This window comes from Sphaerimonospora mesophila (assembly GCF_001417795.1).
Lineage (GTDB): Bacteria > Actinomycetota > Actinomycetes > Streptosporangiales > Streptosporangiaceae > Sphaerimonospora > Sphaerimonospora mesophila.
The window spans coordinates 412,994-437,899 of record NZ_BCBX01000033.1 but is presented as its reverse complement, the minus strand read 5'-3'; the positions used below and the strand labels follow the sequence as shown (position 1 = coordinate 437,899).

The following is a 24,906-nucleotide window of genomic DNA, read 5'->3' as shown; positions in this document are numbered from 1 at the left end:
ATCTCTAGAGCCTGCGAAGTCCACTGAGCACCCTCTCCAGCAAAGTCACATCCGGCTTGCCCGCATCCAGCTGCGGCTGATGCACCTGCACCAACCCCTCAGCCGCCATGTCCGCGATCACCACACGCACCACACCCAGCGGAATCCGCAACAACGCCGACACCTCCGCCACCGACCGCACCTGACGGCACAGCGAGCTGATCGCGCGGTACTCGGGTGGGCGGCCGGACAGATCGAGGTGGGCCGTGGTCGCCGACGACACGAGCGCCTCGATCGCGAGCTGCATGCGCGGGGTCGTACGCCCTCCGGTCACGGTGAAGGGGCGGACCGGGGACGCGGGCTCCTGGGGGATCGGGGCGCCGCCGTGCGGCTGCCCCCACGGGTCCACCGTCACCTCCGCGAGTGGGACGACTGCAGCTCGGCGCGCAGCGCCGGCGTGAGCACCTGTCCCGCTCGATCCACCAGCAACGTCATCTGATACGCCACGAGTCCGAGGTCCGAGTCCGGCGCGGCCAGCACGGCCAGGCACGACCCGTCGCTGATCGACATGATCAGCAACAGCCCGCGCTGCATCTCGACGACCGTCTGCGTCACCGCCCCGCCCTCGAACACCCGCGAGGCGCCCTGCGTCAGACTGATCAAACCCGCCGCCACCGCCGCAAGCTGATCGGCCCGATCGGGTGGGAATCCGTCGGAATAGGCCAGTGGCAGACCGTCGGCCGCCACGACGACCGCATGCGCCACGCCGGGAACCGAGCCGACGAAGTCGCTGATCAACCAGTTGAGCCCGCGCGCTGCCTGACTCATCTCCATCATCGCTGCTCCCCTTCTCTCATCGGGTAGCCCTGGTCCTCGCTGATCTCCCCGCGCGCCACGGCGCGGCCCTGCCGTACGCCCTGCTGGAAGCTCGACAGGCGGCTCCGGGCGCGATCGGGTGACAGGACCGGCGGCGGCGGCGCGGCGGAAGCCGCCGCCGCGTCGGCCGAGCCCGGCACCAGGTTGGCCTTGGGGACCCGCTTGGGCAGGCCGGAGGTGGTCTTTCCGTCGGAGGCGGGCTGCTGGGCGACCGCGGCAGCGGTCTGCCAGCCGGCGTCGACGGCGGACGGCCGCTGCCATTCCGACTCCGCCTCGGTCGGCGTGGTCCTCTTGAACCACGCGGACTCGACGGAAGCGAAGATCGGCAGGAACTCTTCGGGCGGCTCCTCCAGCGGCGCGTTCCGCAGGACCGGCATCGGACCGGTCGCCGCCTCGTCCGGAACGTCGTCGTGGCGACGCGGCCGCATCCCGGCACCCCCGTGAGGAGCGGCGGGGGTGAAATGCGGGCCGGTGTTGTGACCGAGGGGGGCCGTCGGGGCCGCGGGCGGGATCGCCGAGGGCGGCATGGCCGAACGCGGCGCGATCGGCGAGCGTGCGGGCCACTCCGACTGGCTCGGCTGGAGACTCGACTGGGGGCTCCACGAGGGGGCGAACGCGCCGCCGTGGGCCGGCGGCTGGTAGGCGGGCCGGCTCATCAGCGCCTCCGGCAGCAGGACCATCGCGGTCAGGCCTCCGCCGTCGTGCGGTCTGAGCTGCACCCGGATGCCGTTGCGCAGCGCGAGCCGGCCGACCACGAACAGGCCCATCCGCCGGGACACCGACACGTCCACGACCGGGGGGTTGGAGAGGCGATGGTTCGCCTGGGCGATCTCCTCGTTGGTCATGCCGATGCCGGAGTCCGTGATGGAGATCATCACTCCGCCGCCGTCGATGCTGTTCCCCGACACGGTCACGCGGGTGTCCCTGGCCGAGAACGACAGCGCGTTCTCGACGAGCTCGGCGAGCAGGTGGATGACGTCGTTGACGGACTGCCCGGCGATGGCGACGTCACCGGGCACGTTGAGCGCCACCCGCTCATATCCCTCGACCTCCGACAGGGACGCGCGGAGCACGTCGGTGATCTCGACGGGCCGGCTCCAGCGGCGTGCGGGCTCCTGGCCGGCGAGGACCAGGAGGTTCTCACTGTTGCGCCGCATGCGGGTGGCCAGGTGGTCGAGCTTGAACATGTCGGCCAGGCGCCGCTCGTCCTGCTCGCCCTGCTCCAGACCGTCGATCAGCGTGATCTGCCGCTCCACCAGGGTCTGCGTGCGCCGCGACAGGTTCACGAACATGGCGTTGATGTTGCTGCGCAGCTGGGCCTCGTCGCCGGCCAGCCGTACGGCTTCGCGGTGCACCTCGTCGAAGGCCCGCGCGACCTCGCCGATCTCGTCGGCGGAGTGCACGCCGATCGGCTGCACCTCGGGCCGGCCGCGCCCGCCGTCGGCGTCACGCAGCCGCTGCACGAGTTCGGGCAGGCGTCGCCCGGCGACCTCCAGCGCCTCGCTGCGCAACCTGCGCAGCGGATGCACCAGCGATCGGGCCATGACGGCGGTGATGAGCAGGACCAGCAGCAGGACCGCGGTGATCAGAATGGCGCTGAACACGGCCGCGTTGCGTTCGGCCGCCTGGAGTTCGGCGCTCCTGGTGACGGCGGACTTGGTGATGGTCTCGGAGACCTCCCGCATCAGGTCGGCCTGCTTGCTGATCGCGGCGAACCACCGCTCCTCGTCGGAGCTCCTGCGGTCGAGGTTGCGGATCGGCAGCCCGGCCGCGTTGAGGAAGCGCGCCCGGTTGATGAAGAACCTCGCCCGGTCGATCAGCTGGTTGGTCACGGTGTCGGCGTAGTACTGACGCTGGGCGATGGTCGCCTCGGCGTTGAACGAGGTCAGCTCGCTCCGCTCACCGGCGGCCGCGGCCGTGAAGGCGTCGAACTCGTCCTGCTCGAACCGCTGCCTGGCCAGCGCCAGGGCGAGCAGCGCGCGCTGCTGCGAGACCGCCTCCTGGGCGCGAGCCAGCGCGCCGAGCGCCTTGATGCTCGCAGCGAGCGCCTCGTCCGGCACTCCCTGCCCCGCCGCGTCGTAGAGCCGCAGCAGGTCGGCGGTGACGAGCCGATACTTCTCGAGGGTGCGCAGCGGCTGGAGCTGGCTTTCCAGCGCGATCTTACGCAGCGCGGGCAGGTCGGTCAGCCGCCCCAGCGCGCGGGAGAGTTCCGCCCGGCCGAGTTCTCCCAGCGTGTCGCCGTCGGACGCGGCCTTGCTCCGGACCAGCTCCACCGCCGCGTCGACGACCTTGTGCTGGTTGTTGATCAGCGTGAGGACCGAGTTCGAGCGGCGGCCGCCCGCCACATATCTGACGGAGAGGTCGCGCTCCAGCTGGATCTCTTGGGCCAGCGTGCCGATGCGGGCGACGAGTTCGACCGCTCCGCGCACGCGCTGGTACTCGGCGGCGCTGCCGATCGAGGTGATCACTCGCAGGCCGCCGAGCAGGACCGCGACGACCGTCGGCAGCACGATCAGCGCCAGGAGCCGGCTGCGTACGCGCCAGTTCTTCAGCGCCATCGGGCTCCCGGTGGCGTGCCCGGCCGAGCTCCCGGTCCGGGCCCCCGGCGGCCGTCGCCCGCTCGTGGTGGTCGTCGCGCCGCCGACACCCGCTCCGCCGGGCGGTTCGGGATCGGCGCGGCGACCGCCCTCGATCGTTGCTGTCCTCACTGGTCGCAACCTCTCGCGCTGGTCCTCGGGAAAGAGTTTCGCGGTGGGCCCGTACGGGAAACCCCACAAGTCATCGGCAATTTGAGCATAAATGGACGAGCTAGACCAAGGCTTCGAATATATTTGGAACGATCCAAAAAGCACCGAATAGCGTTCTAAAGTGACCATAAGTGAGGTGTCCAGCAGTATCCGGATGATGGCATGTCAGGTGCTAAACACGGTTACGCCTTGGCATCGGTCCAAACCTCCAGTAGATCAGATAGTTGGACATAATGGACGTTCGGGGAAGTTGTATGACATATATGACCGAATGCTGTTAAGTCGTTTTGACTCCGGTACGCTTCTCGCCCGTCGCCCGTCTTCGCTTGATCACCTGACCAGTCGGGCGTCACTCCCCGCCAAAGGAGAGCTAATGAGGCTTATGGGGCGAACCTTCGCCATAGGTGTCGCGGCCGTGCTGGCCCTGACCGCTTGCAGCACCGAGACATCGTCCGACTCCTCCGCCGACGGCTCCGCCCTGGAGAAGACCACGCTGGTCGTGGGCACGATCCCCGTCCCGGACATCGCGCCGCTCCAGGTCGCCATCGACCGCGGCTTCTTCAAGGAGGAGGGCTTGGAGGTCAAGACCGAGGTCCTCGCGGGCGGCGCCATCGGCATCCAGAAGATCCTGGGCGAGAGCATCGACCTGACACTCAGCGCCTATATCGGCACCTTCCTGGCGCAGGAGAAGGGCGCGGGGAAGTTCAAGTTCGTGGCCGACAGTTATGGTTCCGCCCCCGGCGCCTTCGTGATCATGGCCAAGAAGGACTCCCCCATCAAGAGCGCGGCCGACCTCAAGGGGAAGAAGATCGCCGTCAATACCTTCAACAACCTCAGCCAGCTGACGGCCGAGGTCCAGATGAGGGTGGCGGGGGTGACCGCGACCCAGGACCAGTTCGTCGAGAAGCCATACCCCGACATGCCGGCCGCCCTGGAAAACGGTCAGGTCGATGCGGCAGCTATGGTCGAGCCGTTTATCACCGTCGCGTCCAAGGCGGGCGCCAGAATCGTCACCGACCAAATGACCGGACCGACCGAGGACTTTCCCGTCGCCGGCTGGCTGACCACGGAAAGCATCGCCAACAAGTACCCGAAGACGTTGGCCGCCTTCCAGCGTGCCCTCGGCAAGGCCCAGCAGCTCGTCGCGAACGACCGAAAGATCGTGGACGAGGTGCTGCCCAAGTACACCAAGATCGACGCTGCCACGGCGGCGGTAATCGCCCTGGGCTCCTATCCGACGTCGCTGAGCGAGGAGCGCCTCCAGCGGGTGGCCGACCTGATGAAGGAGTACGGCTACCTGAAGACGGATCTCGACGTGAAGTCGCTGATCCTGGCACCGCCGGCGAGCTGACGGAGACCGCCGCGAGACCATGATCAGATCATGAACCGGGTCCGAGTGCTCCGCGGCGTCGTCGGCGCTGCGGGGTTCGTCGCAGCGGTCGAGGCCGTCGGCATGAGCGGGTTGATCGATGAACGTTTCCTGCCCCGCATGTCGACGATCCTCGTCAGCGCCGCGGGCCTGATCGTCGACCCGGACTTCCTCGCCGACGCCACCGCCACGGTGACAGCCTGGGCCCTGGGGCTCCTGCTCACCGTGGCGGTGGCCGTACCCGCCGGGCTGGCGCTCGGCGCGCTGCCCGCCGTCGAACGTGCGGTCCGCCCGCTCATCGAGTTCCTCCGGCCCATCCCGTCGGTCGCGATCATCCCGCTCGCGATCCTGCTCTTCAGCGACAACCTGCACCTGAGGCTGGCCGTCATCCTGTACGCGTCGTCCTGGCCGGTGCTGATGAACGCCATCTACGGCGTGAAAGACGTCGATCCCCTCGCCAAGGAGACCCTGCGCAGCTTCGGGTTCGGACCGGTGTCCGTACTATTGCGGGTCTCGCTGCCCAGTGCGGCACCGTTCATCGCGACCGGGGTGCGGGTCGCCTCCGGCATCGCGATCATCCTGGCGGTCAGCGCGGAGTTGCTGGCGGGCGGCGCGGAGGGAATCGGGATCTTCATCACCGAGGCCGCCAGTGCGGGCCGGATCGACCTGATGCTGGCCGCGACCCTGTGGGCGGGCCTGTTCGGCGTCCTTTCCAACGCCGTCCTGGTCGCGGCGGAACGCCGGCTGTTCCGGTGGCACCGCGTGAGATCGGGGAGCCCCAGATGAACCTGCGTTCCGGCGGGCCCGTCGTCCCTGTCATCCGTTCACTCGGCCGGCTCTGGCTGGTGGCCGTCACGATCGCGATCTGGGAGATCGTCACCCGCACGGCCGAGCAGCCGTTCTTCCCTCCGCCCTCGGCGATCCTCGCGCGGATGCACGAGCTATGGTTCTCCGGCCCGGCGTCCCATCTCCTGCTGACGGACCAGGCGCTCAGCGATTTCGGCCCCAGCCTCGCGAGGCTGTTCGGCGGCTGGCTGGCCGCCGCCGTCCTCGGCGTGCTCGCCGGAATCGCCATCGGCTGCTCGCCCCGGCTGTCCGACTACCTGGACCCGCTCATCGATCTCGGCCGGGCCGTACCACCGCCCCTGCTGGTGCCGTTCTTCCTGGCCCTGCTGAAGCTGGGCACGCCGGCACAGCTCGCCACCATCGTGTTCGGGGTGATCTGGCCGATCCTGCTCAACACCGTCGACGGCACGCGCGGCGTGGACCGGCAGCATCTGGAAACGGCGCGCATCTTCGGCTTCTCCGCGTCCCAGCGCCTCTGGCAGGTCATCCTCCCCGCCGCCATGCCGAAGATCTTCGCCGGTCTGCGGCTCGCCCTCTCCCTGGCACTGATCCTCCTGGTGATCGCCGAGATCTTCGGCGGCAGCGGAGGGATCGGCTACCAGCTTCTCTGGGCACAGCGCAGCTACCTCTTCCCCGACATGTGGGGCTGCCTCGTGATGCTCGGCCTGCTCGGCTACCTGCTCAACTCCGCGTTCCTGCTGTTGGAGCGGCGCGTGCTCGCCTGGCACCGGGGCGCCAGGCAGACCAACTAAGGGGGTATCCCGTGCTCAAGATCACCGACCTGGTCCATTCGTACGGTTCGCACCGGGTGCTCGACGGGGTGAGCCTGTCCGTCGCCGAAGGCGAGTTGGTCAGCGTCGTCGGCCCCTCCGGGTGCGGGAAGTCGACCCTGCTGCGCTCGATCGCCGGACTCGTCAGACCGTCCGGCGGCAGCATCCTGCTCGGCGGCCGGCCGATCGACCGGATCCCGGACAACCTGGCGATCGTCTTCCAGGACTACAGCCGCTCGCTCTTTCCGTGGATGACGGCGATGAGCAACGTCGCGCTGCCGCTGCGGCGCAGGGGGCTGGACCGCAGGCGCAGCCGGGAGGCCGCGATGGCGGCCCTCGACCAGGTGGGCCTGGCCGACGCCGGCGGGAAATACCCCTGGGAGATGTCCGGCGGCATGCAGCAGCGTGTCTCGATCGCGCGTGCCCTCGCCTACCGCCCGGCGCTCCTCCTCATGGACGAGCCGTTCGGATCGGTCGACGCCCAGACTCGTGAGGATCTGGAGGACCTGGTGCTGCGGGTCTGCGCACACCAGGGGATGACGATCCTGCTGATCACCCACGACATCGACGAGAGCGTGTACGTCGGGGACCGCGTCATCGTCCTCACCAGGTCGCCCGCGCGGGTCGCGGCCGATCTGGAGGTCGGCCTGGGCGGATCACGCGACCAGATCGCCACCCGGCAGCTCGACGAGTTCGTCCGGCTGCGCGCCGAAGTCGGCCGCCTCGTCCGAGGCGGTTCCACCACCGCGACCACCGTTCTGGAGCAGCATTGATCGACTCGACCGACCCCATCTGGGACGCCGTCATCGGCATCACCCGGCTCGGCGCCATGGCCACCATGGCGGAGCTGGGCTGCGCCGATCATCTGGCGGACGGCCCGATGAGCGTCACAGAACTGGCCACCGCGTGCGGGGCGCACGCCCCCTCGCTCGGACGGGTGATGCGCGAGCTGGCGGGCATCGGGATCGTCCGCACCGTCGGTCCCGGCGTCTACGAGCTGACCGAAAGCGGCCAGGCCCTGCGGGAGGGCGTGCCCGGCAGCATGCGCGCCGCGCTGCGGGTGATGATGGAGCCCGGCTACTGGTACGCCATGGGGACGCTGCCCGAGGCCGTACGGCACGGCCGTTCCCCGTTCATCGAGCGCTTCGGGACCTATTACGACTACCTGGCGGAACGACCCGAGGCCGGGCGGAACTTCAACGACTACATGGGGATCCGGGCCGCTTCGATCGAGCCGGCGCTGGCCGCCGCCTACGACTTCTCGGGCTGCGGCACGCTCGTGGACGTGGCCGGAGGAAGGGGACATCTGCTCGCGGCCGTGCTCGACGCGAACCCTCGGCTGCGCGGCGTGCTCTTCGACCGCGAGGGCGTGGTGGCCCACGCGCGCGAGGCGCTCGGCACGCGCGGCTTCGGCGACCGGTGCGAATTCGTGGGCGGCGACTTCTTCGAGGCCGTTCCGGAGGGCGCGGACGCCTACCTGCTCGCGAGCATCATCCACAACTGGGACGACGACGACGCGCTGCGCATCCTCGGCAACGTGCGGGACGCGATGGCCGACGATGGCCGGGTGCTGCTGGTGGAGATGGTGCTCCCCGACGACGATTCACCGCACATCGGCAAGGAGATCGACCTGCGGATGCTCACCCTGCTGGGTGGTAAGGAACGGACCCGGAGCGAGTACGCCACCCTGCTCGGTAAGAGCGGCCTGTCGCTGTCGCGGGTGCTGCCGCTCCCCGCCGGGGCGAGCCTGATCGAAGCGCTCCCCCTCTAACGAGCTCCGACGAGGTCGCGGAGCCGGGGTCGGGGTCGGGGCCGGGGTCGGTCAGGAAAGTCCCCGCTGGGGTACGGCGACGTGCGTGGTCAGGGCGTGCTCGACCAGAGTGATCAACGCACTCTTGACCGACTCCCGATCACGCGCGTCCGTACGCACGATCGGGATATGCGCCCCCAACGTCATCGCCTCCCGAATCTCCTCCTCACCATGCGGAAACCGCCCATCGAACCCATTGATCCCCACCACGAACGGCAACCGCGCCTCCTCGAAATAATCCACCGCCGGAAAACTGTCGGCCAGCCGCCGCGTATCCACCAGCACCACCGCACCGATCGCCCCCCGCACCAGGTCATCCCACATGAACCAGAACCGATGCTGACCCGGCGTCCCGAACAAATACAAGATCAAATCACGATCCAGCGACACCCGCCCGAAATCCATCGCCACCGTCGTCGTCGTCTTATGCGGAACCAACCCCACATCGTCCACCCCCGCCGACGCATCGGTCATCACCGCCTCCGTCGTCAACGGCATGATCTCCGACACCGCCCCCACGAACGTCGTCTTCCCCACACCGAAACCACCCGCAACGACGATCTTCGTCGACGTCAGCCCCCGACCGGAACCGGCCACATCTCTAGAGCCTGCGAAGTCCACTGAGCACCCTCTCCAGCAAAGTCACATCCGGCTTGCCCGCATCCAGCTGCGGCTGATGCACCTGCACCAACCCCTCAGCCGCCATGTCCGCGATCACCACACGCACCACACCCAGCGGAATCCGCAACAACGCCGACACCTCCGCCACCGACCGCACCTGACGGCACAGCGAGCAGATGGCCTGCCGTTCCGGCGTGAGCGTGGAAAGGTCCTGGTTGACCAGGGTGATGGACGACACGAGCGCCTCCATCGCGAGCTGCACGCGCGGTGCCGTGCGCCCTCCGGTCACCGCGTACGGACGCACCAGAGAGCTGCTGGGCTGCGGCGGTGGCGCCGAGGACGGGGCGGGGTTCGCGCCGCCGTAGTGCCGGTGGGCATCGTCCACCGGCGGATAGGGCTCGTTGGTCCAACCGCCTGCCACCATGTCCTCCTGACCTCGTCGTGCCAACGTCACCGGGGACGGCCGATCCGTCACCTCGGGTGAGACGACTGCAGCTCGGCCCGCACCGCGGGCGTGAGCACCTGTCCCGCACGTTCCACCAGCAACGTCATCTGATACGCCACCAATCCCATATCGGAATCGGCCGCCGCGAGCACGGCCAGGCACGACCCGTCGCTGATCGACATGATCAACAGTAGCCCGCGCTGCATCTCGACGACCGTCTGCGTCACCGCCCCGCCCTCGAACACCCGCGAGGCGCCCTGCGTCAGACTGATCAAACCCGCCGCCACCGCCGCAAGCTGATCGGCCCGATCCTTGGGAAACCCATCGGAGAACGCCAGCGGCAGGCCGTCCGAGGACACCACCACCGCGTGCGCCACACCGGGCACGTTGTTCACAAAATCCGTGATCAACCAGTTGACGCCGCGTGCGGCCTGGCTCATCTCCCTCATGAGTCCTCCTTCTCACTGTCCTGGGCACTAGGGTCGCCCAGCGGCGGCGCCCCGGGGTATGCCTGGTCCTCGCCGGCCTCTCCGCGCGCCACGGCGCGGCCCTGCCGTACGCCCTGCTGGAAGCTGGCGAGCCTGCTGCGCACGCGCTCGGGCGAAAGGACCGGTGGCGGTGGCGGCGGTGGCGCCGCGGCGGGCTCGGCGGGGACGGGAGCGGAGGCCGGACTCGTGGCGGAGCCGGGGACCAGGTTGGCCTTGGGCACGCGCTTCGGAAGCCCGGAGGCGGTGACGCCGCCGAGCGTGGGCTCGGCCGCGGCCTTCGCCGCCTGCCACCCGGCGTCCGCCGGGGACGACCACAATTTGGCGGGCGGCTCGTCGCCGGAGTCGCTCTTCTCGTCGGAGAGGTCGACTTTCTTGAACCAGTCCGACTCGACGGCGGCGAAGATCGGCAAGAACTCCTCCTCCGACTCCATGGGCGAGGTGCGGACCACGGGGAGCGGACCGGTGTGATCGATGTCACCCTCGAACGCGCCGCCCCCGGGCCATCCCGGCCACTCGCCTCCGGTGCCGGTGGTCCGGTCCGGGGAGGGCGAGCCGGGCCAGGAGGTGCCGCTGCCCGGAGGGGGCAGGTGCCCCGGCCACGGCGTGTCGACGGGGGCCTCCCCGGCGCGTCCGCGTGCGAAGGGGTTGGTGTCGAAGGGGTTGGCGTCGAACCGACCGCTGTCGGCGGGATTCACGTCGAAGTCGAACTTGGTCGTCTCGAACGGGTCGGTCGAGGAAGAGATCGGGCCGGGGGCGTCCGGCCCGCCCGGCTCCCGCTTGGCGGGGCCGCCGCCGAACGGAGCGCCGCCGAACGGGGCACGCGTGAAGGGATCGGGATCGCGTCCCACGCTCTCCCTGGGGAAGGTCTCGAACGGGCCGCGTTCGAAGGAGTCGCCCCGTGGGGCTCCCGGCCCCGCTGTGCCCACGCCCGGGGTGTTCAGACCGGGCGCGTCGGCGCCGAACAACGACGGCCGCGGCGCGGGCCCGAAGGAGTTCGGACCACTCGGCTCGTCGAAGGGGTTGGCGCCGGTCTGCTCCGGGACGGCCCGCTCACCGGGCATGTTCAGCTCGCCGGTCATGCCCATGCCGCTGGAGGCCCCGACCTGGGCCGGCATGCCGAAGCCGCCGGATGCCCCGGCCATGCCGGGGAACGCCGGTCCCGTCTGGGCGAGCAGCGACTCGGGCAGCAGCACCATCGCGGTCAGCCCGCCCACGTCCTGCTGGCGCAGCTGCACCCGGATGCCGTGGCGCAGGGCCAGGCGGCCGACCACGAACAGGCCCATGCGGCGGGACACCGACACGTCCACGACCGGGGGGTTGGCGAGGCGATGGTTGGTCTGCGCCACCTCCTCGGGGGTCATGCCGATGCCGCGGTCGCTGACGGAGACGATGAGACCGCCGCCGTCGATGCGGTTGCTCGACACGACGACCTTGGTCTCACGCGGGGAGAACGAGATGGAGTTCTCGACCAGCTCGGCGATCAGGTGGACGACGTCGTTGACGGCCTGGCCGACGACCGCGGCGCCGGGCTGCACCCGCACGTCGACCCGTTCGTACCCCTCGACCTCGGAGAGCGAGGCACGCACCACGTCGACGATCGACACCGGCTGACCCCAGCGGCGTGCGGGCTCCTGGCCGGCGAGGACCAGGAGGTTCTCACTGTTGCGCCGCATGCGGGTGGCCAGGTGGTCGAGCTTGAACATGTCGGCGAGCCGTCGCTCGTCCTGCTCGCTCTGCTCCAGACCGTCGATCAGGGAGAGCTGCCGCTCCACCAGGGTCTGCGTGCGCCGCGACAGGTTCACGAACATCGCGTTGACGTTGCTGCGCAGTCGTGCCTCGTCGCCCGCCAGTCGTACGGCCTCGCGGTGCACCTCGTCGAAGGCCCGCGCGACCTCGCCGATCTCGTCGCGGGCGACCACCCCGATGGGGGCGATGTGCGGGGTCTCACCGGTGTCGCCGGCCTCCCGGAGCCGCTGGACGACGCCGGGCAGACGGTGGCCGGCGATCTCGAGCGCTTCGCTGCGCAACCTGCGCAGCGGCCGCACCAGCGACTGGGCGACGCCGGTGGTGATGGCGAGCACGGCGATCAGCAGGAGCGCCACCGCGCCGGCCACGATCAGGGCGCGCCGCTGCTCGTCGTCCTTGAGCTCCTGGCTCCTGGCCACGATCGACGAATTCAGCTTGGCCTCGACCGTACGAATTCGGTTGATCGGCTGGGTCATCGCGTCGAACCATCTGCGGTTGTCGTCGCGGACCGAGCGGTCGAGACCGTTGAGCGGGAAGCCGGCGTTGGCCCGGTCCAGCACCAGCGTACGGAGGAACTCGGCGTCGTCGACCTTGTCGCCGGTGACGGTCGAGTCGTAGTCGCTCCGCTCCTCACGGGACGCGCTCTTGCGGAACTCCCGCAGTTCGCGCTCCTGAGCGGACATGGCGCCGAGGAAGTCCTGCAGCTGCGCCTGCTCGAACCGCCTGGCCGGAAGCACCGTCGTGAGCAGACCGCGCTGCACCGAGGCGCTCTCCTTGGCCCTGGCGAGCGCGGCCAGGGTGACCGACATGGCGGTGAGCCGGTCGTCCTGGCCGTCCTTGGCCAGCTCGTCCTGCAGGGCGAGGAGGTTCTCGATGACGAGGGAGTACTGTTCGAGGACCGCGCTCGGCAGCAGGGTGCCCTCCACCGCCTGCTTGCGCAGCGGCTCCAGGCTGTCCAGCTTGGCGAGGATGTTCTCGACCTCGTCGCCGGCGCGTTCGCCCACCTTCGACCGTGCGTCGGTGGCGAGCCCGCGGACGTCGGCGAGCGCCGTGTCCGCCAGCTTTATCTGGGCGTTCACCGCCGCGACTGCCTTCGCGGGCCTGCCGATGGCCGCGTTCCAGGCCGCCCGGTCCCGCTCGGCCTGCAGTTCGTGGGTGAGCCCTGCGACGCTCTCCACGAGCCGAGCCAGATCGTTCACCCGCTGGTATCCCGCCGCGGTGTCGAGGGAGGTGACCACACGGAGACCGCCGAGCACCAGGGCGGCCAGGGTCGGGATGAGGATCAGCGCCACCAACCGGGACCGTACCCGCCAGTTGCGCAGGAGGAACCGGCTTCCCTCGTCTGGCCCCTGCTCGGCCGGAACCCCGGTTTCTGGGCTCTCCTCGGTCCGGGGGTCTTGTTTCCTCACAGGCTTAGCAACCTCTCGCCGTATGTGCGCGCAGGGGGGATTGTCTCTCGACGAGTGCGCAGTCGTGACAGTTGAGACGTCCTGCAGGCGAGGGTAATTGCAGCACACCGACACCAGGGAGGCCAACCGAACACCCGTACACAAACAGCCTAACGGGGCACGTATATGACCTTAATTGGCTAAATATCGGACAGGCTTGATTAGCAAATAGTGCCTCGGCGGCCAGTGCCCGGCCTGAACGGGTCATCCGGGCCCCGCCGCGTGCAGGATCATGTTCGTTCTCGTGACCGCGGACGGGCCGCGTCAGTAGGTACGGCCGTAGGCCGACCGCACGGTCAGCACGTACTCCACCAGGCTGATGAGCGTCGACTTCACCGCATCCCGGGAGCGCGCGTCCGTACGGACGATCGGCACGTGCGGAGGCAGCGACAGGGCCTCCCTCACCTCCTCCTCCGAGTGGAGGTACTGGCCGTCCCAGCCGTTCAGCGCGACGAGGAAGGGCAGCTGGGCCTCCTCGAAGTAGTCGATGGCGGGGAAGCAGTCGGCCAGCCGCCTGCTGTCCACCAGCACCACCGCGCCGATCGCGCCACGGACGAGGTCGTCCCACATGAACCAGAACCGATGCTGACCCGGTGTCCCGAACAGATACAGGATCAGGTCCTGATCGAGCGAGAGCCGGCCGAAGTCCATCGCGACCGTGGTCGTCGTCTTGTTCGGCGTGAGGCCCAGGTCGTCGATGCCGGCGCTGGCGTCGGTCATCACGGCCTCGGTGGTCAGGGGGAGGATCTCGGAGACGGCGCCTACAAAGGTCGTCTTCCCGACGCCGAACCCACCCGCAACGACGATTTTCGTCGAGGTCAGCCCACGACTAGAGCCTGCGTAGTCCACTGAGCACCCTTTCGAGCAGGTTGAGGTCCGGCTGCCCCTCATCGAGCTGTGGCATGTGGAGGCGCACCAGACCCTCGTCGGCCATATCGGCGATGAGCACGCGGGCCACGCCTAGGGGGACCCGGAGCAGTGCCGAGACCTCCGCGACCGATCGTACGGAACGACATAAAATCATGATCGATTCCTGCTCGGGGGTGAGCAGGGAATAATCATTGCCCTTCAAGGTCACCGATGATACGAGGGTTTCCATCGCCATGTGGTAACGCGGCTCGGATCGACCACCGGTGACGGCGTAAGGACGGAACAGAGGCTCGTCCTCTGTCCCGTCACCCGCGCGCATGCCCGTCTCCCTCTGTCGTCATCGACGAGAGGTCTGGAGTTCGGCACGCAGCGCCGGGGTGAGCACCTGACCGGCCCGCTCGACCAGCAGGGTCATCTGGTAGGCCACCAGGCCCATGTCGCAGTCGGGCGAGGCCAGCACGGACAGGCACGACCCGTCGCTGATCGCCATGACGAGCAGCAATCCGCGCTGCATCTCGACGACCGTCTGGGTCACCTGCCCGCCCTCGAACACCCTCGCCGCACCCGCGGTGAGGCTGAGCAGGCCGGCGGCGACGGCGGCGAGCTGGTCGGCCCGGTCGTGCGGGAAACCGTCCGACTGGGCCAGCCGCAGTCCGTCCGACGACACCACGACGGCGTGCGCCACCCCCGGTGTCGAGTTGACGAACTCGGTGATCAGCCAGTCGAACCTGCGTACCTCCACGCTCAGCTCAGTCACGAGCTCTCCTCCTCGTTACCGGTCTCACCGGCGGATCCGTCGGCCAGTTCGGCCCGGCCTCGCCGTACTCCCTGTTGGAAGCTGGACAGGCGGCTGCGCACCGCCTCGGCCGACACCACGGGACGCGGGGCCGGCGACGTGCTCTCCGTGCCCACCGAGCCGGGAACCAGGTTGGCCCTGGGCGTCCGCTTCGGCAACCCGGCGGCCGTGACGCCGCCGAGCTGCGGGTCCCGTGCGCTGTCCGCCGCCTGGAAGCCGCTGTCGGCCCGGGACCACCATCCTCCCGCCTGCTGCTCGCGCTCTGAACCGGCGGGTCCGGAGATCGGCGGGACCGCTTGCGGGCGCGGCGCGGCGGACTCCGGCCGCGGCTCGGGCCGGACCGCGATCGGATCCGCCGGGGCGGCCGGAGCGGCCTCGCCCGGCTCCGGACGCCGGAACCAGGCGGACTCGACCGACGCGAAGATCGGCAGGAACTCGTCCCCGCGCTCCAGCGGGGTGTCGGCGACCGCCGGGAGCGGTCCGGTGACCGAGGCGGGTTCCTCTATCGGGAAGGCGCCCGAGTGCTCGGTGAAGGCCGGGGTGCCCCGGTAGGGCGGAGCACCGAATGAGTCGGCGTGCCCGCCTCCGTACGGCTCCGGCGAGGGAACCGGGAACGGCTCGGGCGGCGTCACGTACGGCTCGGCGGACGGTGGCGGTGGCGTGAACGGGGTGCCGAAGGGCGGAGTCGTGGTGATGTCCCGCGTCGGGGCGCCGAACGGCGCGAACGTCCCGGCATCGCCTCCGGCGCCGGTGTCCGCCGTCTGGAACGGCCTGCGTCCGGTGCCTCCACCGCCGAGGCCGCCACCCGCCGCACCGCTGCCGCCGTCTCCGATCGCCTCCCACGGCTGGAACGCGTTGCCACCCGGGGCCGGGTCGCCGAGCGGCTGCCGGACGGGCAGGCCGGCGCCGGTCCGCTGGTCTCCCCTGGCCGGGCCGCCTCCCATCCGGCCGCCGGCGCCCTGGCCCGCGCCGATCTGGTCGCCCGCCGCGTGGCCCCCTCGGGGCCGGCCTGCGGCGATCTGGCCGCCCGGAACCGTGGCCGGAGGCGACGGCTGATCGGCGTCCGAGATGAGCTGCGCGGGGAAGAGCACCATCGCGATGACCCCGGTGCCGTCACCACGCCGGAGCTGGACGCGGATGCCGTGCCGGAGCGCGAGACGGCCGACCACGAACAGGCCCATTCGCCGGGCGACGGAGACGTCCACCGTCGGCGGCTCCGCCAGGCGCCGGTTGATCTCCGCGATCTCCTCCAGCGACATGCCGATCCCGGCGTCGCTGACGCCGAGCATGACAGCCCCTCCCTCCACCGGGCTGCTCGACACGACGACCCTGGTGTTGCGCGGGGAGAAGGCGATGGCGTTCTCCACGAGCTCGGCGACCAGGTGGATCACGTCGTTGGCGGCGTGGCCGGCGATGGCGATGGCGCGGGGCACCTTGACCGTGACGCGTTCGTAGTCCTCGACCTCCGACAGCGAGGCACGGACCACGTCGACCAGGCGGGCGGGCCGGCTTCGCTTACGCGGCGGCTCGTGCCCGGCGAGGACCAGGAGGTTCTCACTGTTGCGGCGCATGCGGGTGGCCAGGTGGTCGAGCTTGAAGAGGTCGGCCAGCCGCCGGCCGTCCTCTTCGCCGCGCTCGAGACCGTCGATCAGCGAGATCTGCCGCTCCACGAGCGTCTGCGTCCGGCGCGACAGGTTCACGAACATCGCGTTGACGTTGGCGCGCAGGCGGGACTCCTCGGCCGCCAGGCGCAGCGCCTGCGTGTGCACCTCGTCGAAGGCCCGCGCGACCTCTCCGATCTCGTCGTCGCCGTCGACGTCGATCGGCTGGACAGCGGGCTCGCGGTCGGGCTCGTCCGTCTCCCGCATCCGCCGCACCACATCGGGCAGCCGCCGCCCGGCCACGTCGAGCGCCTCGGCGCGCAGCCGCCGCAGCGGGCGCACCATCGAGCGCGCGATCAACGCGGTCGTGACGACGACCAGGACGAGGAGGGCCAGGATCAGGAGCGCGGCGGTCACCGCGTTGCGCTGCTCACTGGACTGCAACTGCCGGGCCCGGTCGAGCACGAGGGACGAGACGCTCTTCTCCGCCGTGGCCATCTGCTCGATCGCCCTGGTGCTGTGCTGGAACCAGGTCTGGAGCATCCTGTCCCGGCCCGGGTACCTGCTCAAGGACTGGCCCTTCAGTCCCAGCGTCAGCGCCCAGGACTTCGTCAGCTCGATGCCGACGATGTCCTTGTCGCCGAGAAGGGTCACCAGCCGGCTGCTCTCCGCCGGCGGAGCCTCCTTGTAGAAGGTGGCGAGGTACCCCTGCTCGCGAGCCTGGGAGGCGAGCATGGCCTCGAGTTCCGCCGGGGTGAAGGACTGCCTGCGCTCCTGGAACTCGTCGGTCAGCATCGACCGTTGGAGGGCCACCTCCTCCTTGGCGTGGGCGAGCGCGTTCAGCGCGCGTACGTTGCCGGTCAGCACGACGGCGTCGGTGCCGCTGATCTCGTCCTGCAGCCGGAGCAGGTTGGCGATCAGGGCGGAGTAGTCCTCCGGCGCCCCGTTCTCACGGATGCCGGGAAGGCTCTGGAGCCGGCTGCCGACCTGCTGCGCCTGATCGGTGGCACGCGCCCCGAAATCGTCGTCGACGATCTCCTCGAGATCCGCCTTCACCTGGGTGACCAGCGGGTCGACCACCGCCCGCTGCTGCGCCCGGGTCAGCTCGGTCTCTCCGTCCACCTTGAACTTGCGCCGGGCGGGGCCGCCCCAGACGTTCATGTCCCGCTCCAGCGCGAGCTGCTCGGCCAGGTCGCGCAGGTGTACGGAGTACTCCGCGGCCGACCTGGCCAGCTGGTAGCCGCCGAGGTCGTCGATCGACTGGGCCACGCGCAGACCCGAGACCAGCACGGCGACGAGGGTCGGGGCCAGGATCAGGGCCGCGAGCCGGGTGGGCACCCGCCAGTTGCGCAGCGCCAGGCGGCGCCGCCACCCCGGCTTGTCGGTCTTCGGTTGCTCCATGCTCACCGGCCCCGCCACCTTTTCGGCCTGTCTTCACGCGTTCTGACAGCATGAGCGACATAGCTGTATAAGCGGGACAATTCGACCACAAGGTCACCCGGACGGGTGACCTTACCCTGGTTGCGCCACGCAATCGTTACGAACAGGTGAGAAGATCTTCGCCCGATCCGCCTTCACGCGATCGACAGCGGCTCCCGAGGCTTCGGAAGCCGCTGCAGCCCGTCTATGCCCGCCTGTCGACAGGCCCCCCGTGTAATCCCCATACAAGAGACAATTGCCGCTTTACTGCGCACCGAGTCTCTCGGGAGGGGCCCCTCACGTCAAGCCCGTGGCGTCCGGACCCGGCCGGTCACGGCGAGGGCGGCCGGCCGGACGACATGGCCGAGACCGGCGACACCGCCGAGACCGCCGCCTTCGGCGATCCGTACGGCGACGCCCCCGAGCCGCGGCCGAGGTCGTAGCCGCTCTCGGCGTGGGTGGTGAGGTCGAGGCCGGTCATCTCCTCCTGCGCGGTCACCCGGAAGCCCATCGTCCTGTCGATGGCCTTTCCGATGATCCACGCCATGCCGAAGGAGTAGAGCCCGACGGCCACCGGACCGATCGCCTGCACGGCGAGTTGCGAGATCGGGCCTCCGTAGACCAGCCCCTGGTTCTGTCCCGGCGCGAACGGATAGCGGGCGACGAGGCCGAGGGCGACGGCGCCGATCGCGCCGCCCACCAGATGCACACCGACGACGTCCAGTGAATCGTCGTAGCCGAACCTGCGCTTCAGCCCGACGGCGCAGGCGCAGGCCGTGCCGGCGACGGCCCCGAGCGCCCCGGCCGCCCAGGGGTCGACGAAACCGCAGGCGGGCGTGATCGCGACCAGGCCCGCCACGGCGCCGGACGCGATGCCGAGGGAGGTCGAGTGCCCGTCGCGCAGCTTCTCCACGAAGAGCCAGGCGCCGGCGGCGGTGGCCGCCGCGATCTGCGTGTTGATGAACGCCAGGCCGGTCGTGCCGTCGACGGCCAGCTCCGAGCCCGCGTTGAAGCCGAACCAGCCGAACCACAGCAGGCCCGCGCCGAGCAGCACCATGGGCAGGTTGTGCGGGCGCATCGGATCTTCCGGCCAGCCGACCCGCCTGCCCAGCACCAGCGCGAGCGCGAGTCCGGCGGCCCCGGCGTTCACGTGGACGACCGTGCCGCCGGCGAAGTCCTCGATGCCCAGATCGGCCAGCCAGCCACCACCCCACACCCAGTGGGCGACGGGGAAGTAGACCAGCGTCGCCCAGGCGACCGAGAAGACGACCCACGAGCCGAACCGCGCTCGGTCGGCGATGGCACCGCTGATCAGGGCGACCGTGATGATCGCGAACGTGAGCTGGAAGGCCGAGAACACCAGGCTCGGCATGCCCGTTCCGTCATCGCCGGTGACCGCGCCCACGAGGCTCTGCAGTCCGAACGCGTCGGCGCCCCCGACGAACCCGTTGACGAGGCCATCGGCCTCGCCGAACGTGTCGAACGCCATCGAATGTCCGTACAGGGTCCAGGTGACGGTCACCGCGACCATGCTGACGAACGACATCATCATCATGTTCAGGGCGCTCTTCGCCCTGGTCATGCCCCCGTAGAAGAACGCGAGGCCGGGAGTCATCAACAACACGAATGCGGTGGCTGTGATCATCCAGGCGGTGTTGCCGGTATCGATCTTCACCGACGCGGCCCTCCTTTCCGCTGAGTCGATCACAGCGTGCAATTCCGCTGTTTCAGATCACGACCTCGAGTGTTTCGCCCGCGTGAAGCCGATGGGCGACACGTTTCCGGGTGATTTCGGCCACCTCAGCGCGTACCGGAATTCACGCGCGTGCGATCTCCGTCCGGCGGGCTCGCCAACGGGTGAGAACGTGCCGAGACGCGAAAACGCGCACCCTGCTCGGGTGCGCGTTCCCGGGAGCTTTCGCCGGAGGTTCCGTACGGCGCCGCTCAGGCGGCAGCCGTCGCCATCTTGCGCAGGCGCGAGAGCGCGTCGCGCTCCAGCCGCCTGGCGCGGTCACGGCCGATGCCGTAACGCTCCCCCACCTCGGTCAAAGTGTGCTCCCGGCCGTCGACGAGGCCGTAACGCCAGCGCAGCATCTCACTGACCTGACCCTCGAGCCCGGTCAGCCAGTCTTCCAGGCGTTCCTTGTCGAGCGTGGCCATCGCCTGCTCTTCCGGGTCGGCCCAGGTGTCGTCCGCGAGCATGTCGCCGAGCTCGGTCTCGTCCTCGTCGCCCACCCCGAGCTGCAGCGACACCGGGTCGCTGGCCCAGCGGCGCAGCTCCTTCACCCGCTCGATCGGCAGGTCGAGCACCTCGGCCAGCTCGGCGTCGGTCGGCTCGACGTCGAACTCGGCCAGCATGTCCCTGCGGACCCGCATCAGCCGGGTCATCTGCTCCCCCGCGTGCGTCGGCAGCCGTACCGGCCGGGCCTGCTCGTGGATCGAACGGCCGACCGCCTGCCTGATCCACCATGTGGCGTAGGTGGAGAACTTGTACCCCCGCCGATAGTCGAACTTCTCCACCGCGCGGACCAGGCCGAGGTTGCCCTCCTGGACCAGATCGATCAGCGGCATGCCCCGACCGGAGTACTTCCTCGCCACCGCCACCACGAGCCTCAGGTTCGCCTGGATGAACTCGTCCTTGGCGCGGCGTCCCGAGATCGCGATGCGCTCCAGCTCCTCGTCGGTCGCATCCGCGATCTTCGGTTCGGTCCGGCCGCTGTCGAGCAACTGCTCGGCGAAGAGCCCTGCCTCGATGCGCTTGGCGAGCTCCACCTCCTGCTCAGCCGTCAGCAGGGGGACCCGCCCGATCTCGATCAGGTAGGTCCCGAGCAGGTCCCGATCCTGCCGGTCCTGCGTCCGATTCCCCGTCGCCATTCGCTGGCACCTCTTCCACCGCGCGGCCATGTGCACTGTGCGGATCCGGCTCCCCGGTCCCTGACCCGACCAACGAATTCTCCGTGGCAAAGATTCCGTAATTTAATACGTCCGGGGAATGGTTTTCGATTCCTCCCCAAGGAGGATGCGCTCCCCGGAGAATCCCCGACTACCCTGGCGGCCGCGGCCCAAACGAGGCCGGATCAGCGTGTGGGACCGGCGGCCGGCCGTACGGTGATCTCGGTGACATGGGCGTCCGGCGTGGCCGTGACGGCGGCGAGCACCGCCCTCGCCACCGACTCCGGCTGCAGGTAACGCTCCGGCTGGTACGGGCCGCCTTCCTGGGTCCGCACGTCCCGCTGCATGTCGGTGTCCACCCGGCCGGGATAGATCGTGGTGACCCGTACGCCGTTGGGATGCTCCTCGTCGCGCAGCACGTCGGCGAAGGCGCGCAGCGCGAACTTGCTCGCCGCGTAGGAGCCCCAGTTGGCGTTGGCCCGCTGCCCCGACCCGGAGTTGACGAGCACCACATGGCCGTGCGCCGCCCGCAGGGCGGGCAGCAGCAGCCGGGTCAGCTCGGCCACCGCCACGACATTGATCTCAAACGTTCTCCGCCACACCTCGGCCGGCATGTCGGCGAGCCGGCCGAGCCGGGCGATTCCCGCACTGTGGACGAGCAGGTCGAGCCGATCGATCCCCGCGACGTCCGCCGGGGTGAGCTCGGCCAGTTCCACCGCCCAGGGGCGGGCGCCCGGCAGTTCGGCGGCGAGCCGGTCGAGCGCGGCGCGGTCCCGGCCGCCGAGCAGCAGGTCGTGCGTGGGGGTCAGGGCTCGGGCGACCGCGGCGCCCACCCCCCGCGAGGCACCGGTGATCAAAGCCATGGGCCGTCTCATGATCCTCACTCTAGGTCTCGCCGATCAGGGGAGCGACCAGGAGAACGGCGGGGCGCCCGGTGTGCGAACACCGGGCGCCCCGCCTCAGACCACGGTACGGGCGCGCCCGCACGCGCGCCCCGCCGCGATATGAAGGAGAGGTAACGCACTCCAGAACTTCCCGATCCTCGGTCGTGACAAGCTGTGGATCGGTGTAAGCCCTGCTCACGGCGCTCCCACGGGGAGGTCAGCCCGCCGGTGTCCCCTCCCGGGGAGTCCGTTCATCCGGGATGCTCAGTCCACCTCGGTGGCTCAGTCCACCTCGGTGACTCAGTCCACCTCGGTGACTCAGTCCACCTCGGGGACATCCAGATCGAACTCGGCGTCGCCGTCATCGACCCGGCGAAGTTTGATGTCCTCCACCCAGGCGTAGACGAACCGCCGGATCTCGGCGATCCGCTCCTCGTCGAGGCCGTAGTCGCCGAACGCCTCGTCCGCCAGGAGGTCGACGGTCTCCAGCCGTTCGATCAGGTGCTCCGTACGCCAGTCGTCGTCATGGCCGGCGCCCAGCCGTTCGAGGGAGCGGAAGCCGTACAGTTCGGAGACCGAGGCCACATCGGCGAAGTCGCGCGGCAGGCCGCGGTCGTGGAGCGCCCTGACCTTGAGGCCGACCGCGTCGTCGAGGCCCACGACGGGGCACGGCTCGACGGCGGTGTGCCGGTCACGCAGGATCTCGACGAGCAGCGTGACCTCGCACTTCTGGCCGGTGATCTCGTCGGTGACGATGACGCGTCCCGTTCGCGGACCGCTCTCCCCCACCTCGGCCGCCAGACCGGTCGCGCGGAAGGCCGCGGCCATCGCGTCGGCGATCTCGGCAGGCGGCGTCTCGTCCCCCGTCGCGAACGTCAGGCCGTCGACCGGGCGGTCCGTACGGCCGTGCGCGCGCAGCGCGTAACCGCCGGCGAGCAGCAGGCCGTACCGGTCGAGGACGGCGCGGGCGTCCTCGACGAGGCGAAGATGGAAGGGGGGAAGTTCGACCCTGGTCACCAGGCCGCCTCTCCGAGAATGCACACCGTGGTCATCACTTCGGCACGTCAGCACTTGATCGAGGCGAATCGGCTCGGCATTACGGCCGTGCAGCCGATCCCCACGGGAAAAGGCTATCCGGGCAGATCGTAGAGCAGGCGGATATGCCAGGTGGTGTCGAGGATGTCGTACCACGTCAGGCACAGTCTGGCCTCGGCCTCCTCGGTGTCGGCCTCGGCGGCCAGCAGACGGTCGCCGGTCAGGCAGGCCGCCTCCCGTTTCAGCTCGGCGGCCATCTTCTGGAACATGAAATGCTCGCGAGACTCCATTCCGCTACCTTCCGCCGCAGAGCAACTGTTCTCCTCGGAAATACCCCTATATCCCGCCAAAATTCGTACGGCAGGCGATCATCGCCTCTCCGATACTCGGGCGTCACGCCGTCGCGGCGCCCCCGGGCCCCTTTTGAGACCGGGTGGGCGGCTTATGAGACCGGGTGGGCGGCGGTGGCGAGGGTCAGGGCGTAGTCCCCGGCGGGATCGGTGTATCGGCGGGCGACCGCGAACCCGGCCCGCGTGAGCTCCGCGGCCAGGCCCTCCTCCCGGAACTTGGCGCTGATCTCCGTACGGATGTCCTCGCCCTCCCTGACGACGACGGTGAGGCCGAGCGCGCGGATCGCGACCCGCATGGGACGGGTCGCCCGCAGGCGCATCTCGATCCACTCGTTGTCCTCGTCGTAGCGGACGACGTGCTCGAAGGCCTCCGGCCGGAAGTCGGCGGCCAGCTCCCGGTTGAGCACGCGCAGGACGTTGCGGTTGAACTCAGCGGTCACGCCGAGGGCGTCGTCGTAGGCCGCGACCAACCGGCCGACGTCCTTCACCAGGTCGGTGCCGAGAAGCAGCGTGTCGCCCGGCCGCAGCGTGGCGCGCAGCTCTTTCAGGAACACCTCCCTCGCGGCGGGCGGCAGGTTGCCGATCGTGCCGCCGAGGAAGGCCACCATCCGGCGGCCCGGCCTGGGCAGCAGCGCCAGGTGCCGCTCGAAGTCGGCGCGGACGGGCCGCAGATCGAGCCGGGGATAACGGACGGCGAGCCGGGCCGCTGCCGCCTCCAGCGTGACCACGTCGACGTCGACCGGCAGGTAAGCGCGCAGCGTCCCCTCCGAGGTGAGGGCGTCAAGCAGCAGCACGGTCTTCTCGCTGGTGCCGGATCCCAGCTCGACGAGCGTGTCGGCCCGGCTCAGCGCGGCGATGTCGCGTACGTGCCGGCGCAGGATGTCCAGCTCACGCCGGGTCGGGTAGTACTCGGGGAGACGGGTGATCGCCGAGAACAGCTCGCCGCCCGCCTCGTCGTAGAACCACTTCGGCGGGAGCCACTTGGGCGTGGCCGTGAGCCCGATGCGGACGTCGTGCTCCAGCGCCTGCCGCAGATAGTCGTCGTCCAGATGGTCGATCACGGCCATGAGTCGCTCCTCGTCGAACGGATCTCGATCCAACGGATCTCAACGGGACGGTCCCCGACCGATCGGGGCGATCAGCACGCCGTCGGGGGACGCCGACAGGAGGCTGCGGTCGGGCACCGGGCGCCATCCCCGGCGGTCGTCCAGCGGCTCGCTGGCCACGAGCACCCCCTCGCCGACGTGGGCGTACAGGCTGTCCCCCCAGGCGACGGCGGCCACCTCCGCGCCGCCGCAGGCGAGCAGGTTGAGCCGGGCCCCAGGATCGGCGGCGGCGGCCCGCTCGACGACGACGGTCAGGGCCTGGGCGAGCGAGGCCCCGGCCCGCAGCCCGGTGAACACGAGGGCGGCGAGCCACGCCGAGTCGCACAGGCTCTCGGGCTCGCACGGATTCTCAAGGTCACGCGGGCTCTCGGGGTCGCACAGGTTGTCGGGGTCGCGCAAACCGGCGAGATCGGCCGCCAGCCGTCTGACGCCGTCCCGCCCGACCCGCCCGTTGTGGCTGAGCAGCCAGCGCCCGTCGGCGAACGGCGCGGTGGCCGTCTCCTCGACGGGCATGCCCACCGTGGCGCACCGTACGGCGGCGATGAGGCAGGTGGACCGCGCCGCCGCGGCCAGGCCGGGCAGGTTGGCGTCGGCCCAGATGGGGACGGCACGGCGGTAGCGCACCGGTTCGTGGCGTACCGGGTCGTACCAGCCCATGCCGAAGCCGTCGGCGTTGACGGTGCCGTACCGCTGCATCCGCGGCGCGTACGCCTGTTTGAGCAGGCCGTTCTCCGGCTCGGAGATCAGCCACGAGAGCGGCCGGGCCGGGCCGAACCACGCCGCGTGACGGCACACCTCGGTCCTCCGG

General features: G+C 69.9%; 23 protein-coding genes. 5 read left to right on the top strand and 18 right to left on the bottom strand.

Annotated elements, in window-relative coordinates:
* Positions 1–4: 4 nt before the first annotated feature.
* The 3 genes from AP234_RS11975 to AP234_RS11965 are packed head-to-tail and all read right to left on the bottom strand — an operon-like array spanning position 5 to position 3,563.
* Complete coding sequence (locus tag AP234_RS11975; protein WP_055479638.1) at positions 5–394, bottom strand: DUF742 domain-containing protein; 390 nt, start codon at positions 392–394, stop codon at positions 5–7.
* Positions 391–816, bottom strand: a complete 426-nt coding sequence (locus tag AP234_RS11970; protein ID WP_055479637.1) for a roadblock/LC7 domain-containing protein — start codon at positions 814–816, stop codon at positions 391–393. Before AP234_RS11970 ends, AP234_RS11975 begins: the two co-directional genes overlap by 4 nt.
* The gene (locus tag AP234_RS11965; RefSeq protein WP_235558123.1) at positions 813–3,563 is read right to left on the bottom strand and encodes a nitrate- and nitrite sensing domain-containing protein; all 2,751 of its coding nucleotides are present in this window, start codon (positions 3,561–3,563) and stop codon (positions 813–815) included. The genes AP234_RS11970 and AP234_RS11965 overlap by 4 nt, the downstream gene beginning before the upstream one ends.
* A 310-nt stretch (positions 3,564–3,873) precedes the next feature.
* Between AP234_RS11965 and AP234_RS11960 the strand changes: the two genes are divergently transcribed.
* Genes AP234_RS11960 through AP234_RS11940 form a run of 5 tightly spaced genes read left to right on the top strand, consistent with a single transcriptional unit; the run spans position 3,874 to position 8,358 of the window.
* On the top strand, positions 3,874–4,953 hold the full coding sequence (locus AP234_RS11960) for an ABC transporter substrate-binding protein (RefSeq protein ID WP_235558122.1): 1,080 nt from the start codon (positions 3,874–3,876) through the stop codon (positions 4,951–4,953).
* 30 nt (positions 4,954–4,983) lie between these two features.
* Complete coding sequence (locus tag AP234_RS11955) at positions 4,984–5,757, top strand: ABC transporter permease (protein WP_055479635.1); 774 nt, start codon at positions 4,984–4,986, stop codon at positions 5,755–5,757.
* Positions 5,754–6,569, top strand: a complete 816-nt coding sequence (locus AP234_RS38575) for an ABC transporter permease (RefSeq protein ID WP_055479741.1) — start codon at positions 5,754–5,756, stop codon at positions 6,567–6,569. The genes AP234_RS11955 and AP234_RS38575 overlap by 4 nt, the downstream gene beginning before the upstream one ends.
* A gap of 11 nt (positions 6,570–6,580) precedes the next feature.
* The gene (locus AP234_RS38570; RefSeq protein ID WP_055479634.1) at positions 6,581–7,360 is read left to right on the top strand and encodes an ABC transporter ATP-binding protein; all 780 of its coding nucleotides are present in this window, start codon (positions 6,581–6,583) and stop codon (positions 7,358–7,360) included.
* Positions 7,357–8,358, top strand: coding sequence for a methyltransferase (locus AP234_RS11940; protein WP_235558121.1), 1,002 nt, complete (start codon positions 7,357–7,359; stop codon positions 8,356–8,358). The genes AP234_RS38570 and AP234_RS11940 overlap by 4 nt, the downstream gene beginning before the upstream one ends.
* Positions 8,359–8,409: 51 nt before the next feature.
* On the opposite strand, the gene AP234_RS11935 is transcribed toward AP234_RS11940, so the two are convergent.
* The 15 genes from AP234_RS11935 to egtC form a co-directional block, all read right to left on the bottom strand.
* Positions 8,410–8,973, bottom strand: a complete 564-nt coding sequence (locus tag AP234_RS11935; RefSeq protein ID WP_063842878.1) for a GTP-binding protein — start codon at positions 8,971–8,973, stop codon at positions 8,410–8,412.
* A 25-nt stretch (positions 8,974–8,998) separates the two neighbouring features.
* A complete protein-coding gene (locus AP234_RS11930) occupies positions 8,999–9,442 on the bottom strand; it encodes a DUF742 domain-containing protein (protein WP_055479632.1) in 444 nt (147 codons plus the stop codon).
* Positions 9,443–9,489: 47 nt separating this feature from the next.
* The gene (locus AP234_RS11925) at positions 9,490–9,912 is read right to left on the bottom strand and encodes a roadblock/LC7 domain-containing protein (protein ID WP_055479631.1); all 423 of its coding nucleotides are present in this window, start codon (positions 9,910–9,912) and stop codon (positions 9,490–9,492) included.
* On the bottom strand, positions 9,909–13,106 hold the full coding sequence (locus tag AP234_RS38565; protein WP_235558120.1) for a nitrate- and nitrite sensing domain-containing protein: 3,198 nt from the start codon (positions 13,104–13,106) through the stop codon (positions 9,909–9,911). The genes AP234_RS11925 and AP234_RS38565 overlap by 4 nt, the downstream gene beginning before the upstream one ends.
* A gap of 303 nt (positions 13,107–13,409) precedes the next feature.
* Positions 13,410–13,967: a GTP-binding protein gene (locus tag AP234_RS11915; protein ID WP_055479739.1), complete on the bottom strand. Its 558-nt coding sequence runs from the start codon at positions 13,965–13,967 to the stop codon at positions 13,410–13,412.
* Positions 13,968–13,974: 7 nt separating this feature from the next.
* A complete protein-coding gene (locus AP234_RS11910) occupies positions 13,975–14,334 on the bottom strand; it encodes a DUF742 domain-containing protein (RefSeq protein WP_055479629.1) in 360 nt (119 codons plus the stop codon).
* A gap of 18 nt (positions 14,335–14,352) precedes the next feature.
* A complete protein-coding gene (locus tag AP234_RS11905) occupies positions 14,353–14,772 on the bottom strand; it encodes a roadblock/LC7 domain-containing protein (protein ID WP_055479628.1) in 420 nt (139 codons plus the stop codon).
* Positions 14,769–17,813, bottom strand: a complete 3,045-nt coding sequence (locus AP234_RS11900; protein ID WP_055479627.1) for a nitrate- and nitrite sensing domain-containing protein — start codon at positions 17,811–17,813, stop codon at positions 14,769–14,771. The genes AP234_RS11905 and AP234_RS11900 overlap by 4 nt, the downstream gene beginning before the upstream one ends.
* A gap of 349 nt (positions 17,814–18,162) precedes the next feature.
* Complete coding sequence (locus AP234_RS11895; RefSeq protein ID WP_200926452.1) at positions 18,163–19,506, bottom strand: ammonium transporter; 1,344 nt, start codon at positions 19,504–19,506, stop codon at positions 18,163–18,165.
* Between the two features lie 269 nt (positions 19,507–19,775).
* Positions 19,776–20,705, bottom strand: coding sequence for a sigma-70 family RNA polymerase sigma factor (locus AP234_RS11890; protein ID WP_152990366.1), 930 nt, complete (start codon positions 20,703–20,705; stop codon positions 19,776–19,778).
* Between the two features lie 203 nt (positions 20,706–20,908).
* Positions 20,909–21,598: an SDR family oxidoreductase gene (locus AP234_RS11885; protein ID WP_055479737.1), complete on the bottom strand. Its 690-nt coding sequence runs from the start codon at positions 21,596–21,598 to the stop codon at positions 20,909–20,911.
* A 327-nt stretch (positions 21,599–21,925) separates the two neighbouring features.
* Positions 21,926–22,624, bottom strand: a complete 699-nt coding sequence (locus AP234_RS11880) for a hypothetical protein (RefSeq protein ID WP_055479626.1) — start codon at positions 22,622–22,624, stop codon at positions 21,926–21,928.
* A gap of 113 nt (positions 22,625–22,737) precedes the next feature.
* Positions 22,738–22,932, bottom strand: coding sequence for a hypothetical protein (locus tag AP234_RS11875; RefSeq protein ID WP_055479625.1), 195 nt, complete (start codon positions 22,930–22,932; stop codon positions 22,738–22,740).
* A 152-nt stretch (positions 22,933–23,084) separates the two neighbouring features.
* On the bottom strand, positions 23,085–24,059 hold the full coding sequence (egtD, locus tag AP234_RS11870; RefSeq protein WP_055479736.1) for an L-histidine N(alpha)-methyltransferase: 975 nt from the start codon (positions 24,057–24,059) through the stop codon (positions 23,085–23,087).
* A 39-nt stretch (positions 24,060–24,098) separates the two neighbouring features.
* Positions 24,099–24,893 carry an ergothioneine biosynthesis protein EgtC gene (gene egtC / locus AP234_RS11865; RefSeq protein WP_055479624.1) on the bottom strand — a complete coding sequence of 265 codons (795 nt, stop codon included), beginning with the start codon at positions 24,891–24,893 and terminating at the stop codon, positions 24,099–24,101.
* Positions 24,894–24,906: the final 13 nt, after the last annotated feature.